A 6,874-nucleotide genomic window follows, 5' to 3' on the forward strand; every position below is an offset into this window, starting at 1 on the left:
TTTAAACTTCTTCTGCGACCATCTCATCCGTAATCCCAAGCTCCTCTTTTACCCAGTCGTACCCTTCAGCCTCCAAACGGTGGGCAAGCTCCGGGCCGCCGGATTTGACAATCCGGCCTTGCATCATGACATGCACAAAATCCGGGGTAATATAATTCAACAGGCGTTGATAGTGGGTGATGATTAAAAAACCTCGATCCGGGCTGCGCATCTCATTTACACCATTCGCCACAATACGCAGGGCATCAATATCAAGCCCGGAATCCACTTCGTCCAGAATCACAAACTTGGGTTCAAGCAGCATCATTTGCAAAATTTCATTCCGCTTTTTTTCGCCGCCGGAGAATCCCTCATTCAAATAACGATGCGCGAATTCCGGATTCATCTCCAGCCCTTTCATTTTGCTCTCCATTTCACGGATAAAACGGATTAGGGAGATCTCATCGCCTTCTTCACGCCGTGCATTGATGGCGCTTCTGAGAAAGTCCGAGTTCGTTACGCCGGCAATTTCACTAGGGTATTGCATCGCGAGAAACAAGCCCGCCCGGGCACGCTCATCCACCTCCATCTCCAGAAGGTCTTCATTGTCCAATGTCACCTTGCCGTCCGTAACTTCGTATTTGGGATGGCCCATTAAGGCCGAAGCCAACGTGCTTTTTCCCGTCCCATTAGGCCCCATGATCGCATGAATCTCGCCGCCATGAATCTCCAGTGTGAGCCCTTTTAAAATCTCTTTCCCTTCAATCTTGGATCCTAAATCCTCAATCTTTAAGGTCGTCATTCTCCCTAACTTCCCTTCCGTAGAGTTGTTCGGCGCGCGCCAGCAAATCACTCATAAATTTTCCGATCGTCTGTAACTCCGTCTCAGAATAGGATTCGATAAATCGGTAGAACCCCTCTTCTTTCTCTTGATGCAGCTTTTTATGCAAATGATAAACACGTCTACCTTTATCCGTTAAGCTAAAATAAATCTCCTTCCGATTGTTGTTCCGTTGACTTTTCATAATAAAGTCCGTTTCCAGCAGCTTTGAACAAATATTAGTAATGCTTGCTTTGGACAAATCCATTTTCTTCACAATTCCGGTATGGTTTATAGGTTCATAATCACCAATGCAATCGATAACGTGCACACTTGTAATATTGTTTGAAAGCATGTCGATTTGGTGCTCTTTGGCTTGTTGCCGAAACAGGTCAATTTCATGTTCCGTATATAACTCGTTCAGATGCAGCATTTTTATATACTGCTCGTAAAGATGACCCTTAAAGTCATTTTGAAACTCCAATTTCGCAATCCCCCTCTCTTGTTGTTAGCAGACCAAGTTCAGTGACCGCACCAGACTGCGATCCTTTTTTGTTCAGTACTGAACAAAATCAATCTTAGCATAACCGATAATGATAATCAATATCAATTGAAATTAAAAATTTATGTCCTCAGGACGGAAGGCGATCCGGATGAGGGGATGTCGTTCTATCTGATTTGGCCCCTAGAGTGTCCTATCCCAAATTACAGATAAAGGATTGGGCAGCATCATGCCGATCAATGATCATATCCATCGAGTCTTGATGATCGATATGGAGAGACGTAACATCTCTAAGGATGAGACCGTTACATTGGAAGAGTTTCGTTCATCGCTCATCCGTACGACCAGAAGCGATCTGGGATTGAACGATGTGAAGTGGATGTCCCGTTTCGGAAATGCGACGCGGCAAGCCGGACGCTATCGGAATGGTCGCTTGTTCTTGGCGGGAGATTCGGCGCACATTCATTTTCCCGCTGGTGGACAGGGAATGAACGTCGGCTTACAGGAAGCGATGAACTTAGGCTGGAAGCTTGCAGGAGCAATCAAAGGCTGGGCCACGGACTGGCTATTGGACAGTCATGCCGAACGTTTTCCATGGAATACGGCCTTGCTACGGAATACCGAGGTCCAGACCCTGCTTCTGGACGTGACTCCTCCCATCACGGAACTGCGAAGCATGCTGGCTAATCTGATTCAAATACCGGAGGCTAATTATCAAATCGCTGCACAGATTTCCGCCCTGGATGTACATTATGCACCCGACGCCGAAGCACCTTCCCATCCCTTGAACGGGAAACGATTCAAGGATCTCCGCTTAAAGCTGAAAGATGGACAATGGATGAACTCCTATCCGCTTCTGAACAAAGGTACTTTTCTCCTGTTACATCTCCATTCTGATGAACAGAATAGCGGTCAATGGGAAACGTATAGCAACCTTCAAGTTGTACATGTTTCTTTGGCTGAGGCTGACGCGGATTGGAACGACGTCCACACCGCGTTGATTCGGCCGGATGGACATATTGCCTGGGCGATTCCTCTATCCGATCCAGATCCAAGGCAAACCATAAATGAAGGAATCACTCGCTGGTGCGGAAATATTACGGATTATTAATTCGTTTAAGGTGTGCAACTGCCTTCCCATTAGGTGAACTTTCATTTGGGGTGTCTGAATGAACTAAAATCACGGTACGCTGCACTCAAAAAAAACGCAATGTTCCCGATGAGTATGAAAATACCGCTCAAGCGTTATTCAACAACACTTAGGCGGTATTTTCATTTCTGAGAAAGATATACGGATGCTGAAATTTCATAAAAATCTCTAAGAATTTATTCACTTGTTCCATCTCTGATTGTGACAGTTTGGACTGTAGGAGTCTAAGTCCCTCAACCATCCATTCCGAACATCTTGCACAAAACCAGTTACTAAGCCCAGTTCACTCAACATTTTGCCCTTGTTTTAAAGAAGCACAACATGCGACACATCCGTTTTCATGATCTTCGCCATAGCTGCGCAACATTGCCTTTAAGCAATGGCGTCAGTATGAAGGAAGTTCAAGCGTAGCCGGGACATATTGGTCTACATCAAGTATCTATTCTCACTTGGAGTACCGTTCCAAGGTTTCTTCAGCCAATACAATGAATGCAGTCATCAAAATATAAAAAAAGTTCATTAGAATTAATCTAATGAACTTTTGATTATTAAGATGGTACCGGTGAGAGGACTCGAACCTCCACGGGTCTCCCCACTCGATTTTGAGTCGAGCGCGTCTGCCATTCCGCCACACCGGCATGTATTAAATTGTTCAAAAGTGCGGAAGACCAGACTTGAACTGGTACGGTAGTCACCTACCGCAGGATTTTAAGTCCTGTGCGTCTGCCGATTCCGCCACTCCCGCGAAACAAATCATGGAGGCGCCACCCAGACTCGAACTGGGGATAAAGCTTTTGCAGAGCTGTGCCTTACCACTTGGCTATGGCGCCATGATATAAAAATGGAGCGGACGACGGGAATCGAACCCGCGACCCTCGCCTTGGCAAGGCGATGCTCTACCGCTGAGCCACGTCCGCTTATACTGGGGATATAGGATTCGAACCTATGCATGACGGAGTCAAAGTCCGTTGCCTTACCGCTTGGCTAATCCCCACTATATTTGATTGTTAAAGTAAATGGGGCGATCGATGGGACTTGAACCCACGAATGCCGGAGCCACAATCCGGTGCGTTAACCCCTTCGCCACGACCGCCATAATATGAAGTTCACTATCCTAGAAAATGTGGCAGGGGCAGCAGGAATTGAACCCACACCAAAGGTTTTGGAGACCTTTGTTCTACCTTTAAACTATGCCCCTATAAACTGGTGGAGGCTGATGGATTCGAACCACCGAACTCGTCAGAGAACAGATTTACAGTCTGCTGCGTTTGGCCACTTCGCTAAGCCTCCACGTGGTGCCGGCGAGAGGACTTGAACCCCCAACCTACTGATTACAAGTCAGTTGCTCTACCAGTTGAGCTACACCGGCTCTTCAACGAACGATTACGTTGAATGGTGGCTCGGGACGGAATCGAACCGCCGACACGAGGATTTTCAGTCCTCTGCTCTACCAACTGAGCTACCGAGCCTTATTATATTTACTTAAATGGCGGAGCCGACGGGATTCGAACCCGCGGTCTCCTGCGTGACAGGCAGGCATGTTAGGCCTCTACACCACGGCTCCACACTTGGATAATGCCATCCTCATTCGAGGATAATTGCGGGGGCAGGATTTGAACCTGCGGCCTTCGGGTTATGAGCCCGACGAGCTACCGGGCTGCTCCACCCCGCGTCAGTAAGAAGAAAATCTATTCACTTCTGTAGTAAGTGATATGGTGGAGGCTGAGGGGATCGAACCCCCGACCCTCTGCTTGTAAGGCAGATGCTCTCCCAGCTGAGCTAAGCCTCCAAGGGAAAAGACAAGTTTTATTGTACCAGATAACCCATGCACAAATCAAGTCAATCCATCAAAATCAACTCGAAATGAATGAAGAAAGATATGACCCGTAGGGGATTCGAACCCCTGTTACCTCCGTGAAAGGGAGGTGTCTTAACCCCTTGACCAACGGGCCATGCTTTAAAACAGAAAGATAATGGCGGAGAGAGAGGGATTCGAACCCTCGAGACGCTTGTGACGCCTACACGATTTCCAATCGTGCTCCTTCGGCCAACTCGGACACCTCTCCAAATATAAGATCCCAAGAAGTAATGAAGTGCATCTCAGAAGTAGAAACCTACTTCCTGGGACTTTGACTCCCCGAACAGGACTCGAACCTGTGACAACTCGATTAACAGTCGAGTGCTCTACCGACTGAGCTATCAGGGAACATTATAAACTTTTCAAGGTTTAATCCTTGAAAACTGGATACGAAACTTCATTTGCGTGTTAGTCTCCGCAAGTGCTCGGATCGGCTTGTTCAGCCTGACGCCACTTTTTGGAGGTGATTTTTGGATAAGCCCTCGACCGATTAGTACCTATCAGCTCCATACATTGCTGCACTTCCACCTCAGGCCTATCAACCTCGTCGTCTTCAAGGGGTCTTACATACTGGGAAATCTCATCTTGAGGGGGGCTTCACGCTTAGATGCTTTCAGCGCTTATCCCGTCCGCACTTAGCTACCCAGCTGTGCTCCTGGCGGAACAACTGGTGCACCAGCGGTGCGTCCATCCCGGTCCTCTCGTACTAAGGACAGCTCCTCTCAAATTTCCTACGCCCACGACAGATAGGGACCGAACTGTCTCACGACGTTCTGAACCCAGCTCGCGTACCGCTTTAATGGGCGAACAGCCCAACCCTTGGGACCTACTTCAGCCCCAGGATGCGATGAGCCGACATCGAGGTGCCAAACCTCCCCGTCGATGTGGACTCTTGGGGGAGATAAGCCTGTTATCCCCAGGGTAGCTTTTATCCGTTGAGCGATGGCCCTTCCATGCGGTACCACCGGATCACTAAGCCCGACTTTCGTCCCTGCTCGACTTGTCAGTCTCGCAGTCAAGCTCCCTTTTGCCTTTGCACTCTGCGAATGATTTCCAACCATTCTGAGGGAACCTTGGGGCGCCTCCGTTACTCTTTAGGAGGCGACCGCCCCAGTCAAACTGCCCGCCTGACACTGTCCCCGCACCGGCTTACGGTACCAGGTTAGAACTCCGATACGATCAGGGTGGTATCCCAACGGCGCCTCCACCGAAGCTGGCGCTCCGGCTTCCTAGGCTCCCACCTATCCTGTACAAATCGTATCAAAGTCCAATATCAAGCTGCAGTAAAGCTCCATGGGGTCTTTCCGTCTTGTCGCGGGTAACCTGCATCTTCACAGGTATTAAAATTTCACCGGATCTCTCGTTGAGACAGCGCCCAAGTCGTTACGCCATTCGTGCGGGTCAGAATTTACCTGACAAGGAATTTCGCTACCTTAGGACCGTTATAGTTACGGCCGCCGTTTACTGGGGCTTCGGTTCACAGCTTCGGAGTTGCCTCCTAACCGCTCCCCTTAACCTTCCAGCACCGGGCAGGCGTCAGCCCGTATACTTCGCCTTGCGGCTTCGCACAGACCTGTGTTTTTGCTAAACAGTCGCTTGGGCCTTTTCACTGCGGCCCCCTCGAGCTATTCACTCTACCGGGGCACCCCTTCTCCCGAAGTTACGGGGTCATTTTGCCGAGTTCCTTAACGAGAGTTCTTCCGCGCGCCTTAGAATTCTCTTCTCGCCTACCTGTGTCGGTTTGCGGTACGGGCACCTTCTCCTGGCTAGAGGCTTTTCTCGGCAGTGTGAGATCATGACCTTCGGTACTGTAAATTTTCCCTCCCCATCACAGCCCAGCCTTAAAGTGTGCGGATTTGCCTACACACCAGCCTCACTGCTTGGACGGGGCATTCCATCGCCCCGCGTCACTACCCTGCTGCGTCACCCCATCGCTCATAACGGATTACGGTGGTACAGGAATTTCAACCTGTTGTCCTTCGACTACGCCTTTCGGCCTCGCCTTAGGTCCCGACTTACCCTGAGCGGACGAACCTTCCTCAGGAACCCTTAGGCTTTCGGCGGATCAGATTCTCACTGATCTTTTCGTTACTCATACCGGCATTCTCACTTGTATGCTGTCCAGCGCTCCTTACGGTACACCTTCAACCTACATACAACGCTCCCCTACCCCTGAATCGACTTCACTCCAGCTTCGAAGTGGGTTTAACCCCGAGAACCATTTGGCCGAAACCTTTGAATTTATTCATCGGTAGCTTTCGGCAAAAATGTCTCGGTCTAGCACCGCCTCAAAGAAGCAGTGAAGTCGATTCAAGCCATAGCTTCGGTGGTGTGTTTAGCCCCGTTACATTTTCGGCGCAGAGTCACTCGACCAGTGAGCTATTACGCACTCTTTAAATGATGGCTGCTTCTAAGCCAACATCCTGGTTGTCTGTGCAACTCCACATCCTTTCCCACTTAACACACACTTGGGGACCTTAGCTGATGGTCTGGGCTGTTTCCCTTTTGACAATGGATCTTAGCACTCACTGTCTGACTCCCGGTTATAAAGTACTGTGGCATTCG

Annotated in this window: 3 protein-coding genes, 16 tRNA genes and 1 rRNA gene (1 of these 20 only partly in view); 1 reads left to right on the forward strand and 19 read right to left on the reverse strand. The window is 49.3% G+C overall.

The annotated features are described in order from the left end of the window. Nucleotide 1 precedes the first annotated feature (1 nt). On the reverse strand, nucleotides 2-781 hold the full coding sequence (gene sufC, locus ACZF99_RS22150; protein ID WP_483607130.1) for a Fe-S cluster assembly ATPase SufC: 780 nt from the start codon (nucleotides 779-781) through the stop codon (nucleotides 2-4). Beyond that, on the reverse strand, nucleotides 762-1,283 hold the full coding sequence (locus ACZF99_RS22155; RefSeq protein ID WP_483607131.1) for a MarR family transcriptional regulator: 522 nt from the start codon (nucleotides 1,281-1,283) through the stop codon (nucleotides 762-764). Before ACZF99_RS22155 ends, sufC begins: the two co-directional genes overlap by 20 nt. A 247-nt stretch (nucleotides 1,284-1,530) precedes the next feature. Here ACZF99_RS22155 and ACZF99_RS22160 point away from each other — a divergent pair, with 247 nt between their 5' ends. Beyond that, nucleotides 1,531-2,412: an FAD-dependent monooxygenase gene (locus tag ACZF99_RS22160; protein ID WP_483607132.1), complete on the forward strand. Its 882-nt coding sequence runs from the start codon at nucleotides 1,531-1,533 to the stop codon at nucleotides 2,410-2,412. Nucleotides 2,413-3,005: 593 nt separating this feature from the next. On the opposite strand, the gene ACZF99_RS22165 is transcribed toward ACZF99_RS22160, so the two are convergent. From ACZF99_RS22165 to ACZF99_RS22245, 17 genes are all read right to left on the reverse strand, one after another. Further along, a tRNA-Leu gene (locus ACZF99_RS22165) sits at nucleotides 3,006-3,089 on the reverse strand. Between the two features lie 21 nt (nucleotides 3,090-3,110). Beyond that, a tRNA-Leu gene (locus ACZF99_RS22170) sits at nucleotides 3,111-3,196 on the reverse strand. Between the two features lie 11 nt (nucleotides 3,197-3,207). Then, nucleotides 3,208-3,281, reverse strand: a tRNA-Cys gene (locus ACZF99_RS22175). A 12-nt stretch (nucleotides 3,282-3,293) separates the two neighbouring features. Then, nucleotides 3,294-3,368, reverse strand: a tRNA-Gly gene (locus tag ACZF99_RS22180). A 5-nt stretch (nucleotides 3,369-3,373) separates the two neighbouring features. Beyond that, nucleotides 3,374-3,445 (reverse strand) — tRNA-Gln (locus tag ACZF99_RS22185). A gap of 23 nt (nucleotides 3,446-3,468) precedes the next feature. Continuing rightward, nucleotides 3,469-3,544 (reverse strand) — tRNA-His (locus ACZF99_RS22190). Nucleotides 3,545-3,575: 31 nt separating this feature from the next. Beyond that, nucleotides 3,576-3,649: transfer RNA gene (locus ACZF99_RS22195), tRNA-Trp, on the reverse strand. A gap of 6 nt (nucleotides 3,650-3,655) precedes the next feature. Beyond that, a tRNA-Tyr gene (locus ACZF99_RS22200) sits at nucleotides 3,656-3,741 on the reverse strand. Between the two features lie 3 nt (nucleotides 3,742-3,744). Continuing rightward, a tRNA-Thr gene (locus tag ACZF99_RS22205) sits at nucleotides 3,745-3,820 on the reverse strand. Between the two features lie 24 nt (nucleotides 3,821-3,844). Next, a tRNA-Phe gene (locus ACZF99_RS22210) sits at nucleotides 3,845-3,920 on the reverse strand. A gap of 18 nt (nucleotides 3,921-3,938) precedes the next feature. After that, nucleotides 3,939-4,015: transfer RNA gene (locus ACZF99_RS22215), tRNA-Asp, on the reverse strand. A gap of 34 nt (nucleotides 4,016-4,049) precedes the next feature. Then, a tRNA-Met gene (locus tag ACZF99_RS22220) sits at nucleotides 4,050-4,123 on the reverse strand. A 41-nt stretch (nucleotides 4,124-4,164) separates the two neighbouring features. Beyond that, nucleotides 4,165-4,240, reverse strand: a tRNA-Val gene (locus tag ACZF99_RS22225). Between the two features lie 91 nt (nucleotides 4,241-4,331). Beyond that, nucleotides 4,332-4,403: transfer RNA gene (locus ACZF99_RS22230), tRNA-Glu, on the reverse strand. Between the two features lie 22 nt (nucleotides 4,404-4,425). Further along, a tRNA-Ser gene (locus ACZF99_RS22235) sits at nucleotides 4,426-4,517 on the reverse strand. A 67-nt stretch (nucleotides 4,518-4,584) separates the two neighbouring features. Then, nucleotides 4,585-4,657, reverse strand: a tRNA-Asn gene (locus tag ACZF99_RS22240). Between the two features lie 122 nt (nucleotides 4,658-4,779). Continuing rightward, nucleotides 4,780-6,874: ribosomal RNA gene (locus ACZF99_RS22245) — 23S ribosomal RNA — on the reverse strand; it runs 963 nt beyond the window's last position.

The sequence above is a fragment of the Paenibacillus sp. JL3B1040 genome (assembly GCF_057063165.1).

Bases quoted from the DNA above. Each gene is read 5' to 3' on its own strand.
- sufC (WP_483607130.1), bottom strand. From the start codon at position 781: ATGACGACCTTAAAGATTGAGGATTTAGGATCCAAGATTGAAGGGAAA.
- ACZF99_RS22160 (WP_483607132.1), top strand. From the start codon at position 1,531: ATGCCGATCAATGATCATATCCATCGAGTCTTGATGATCGATATGGAG.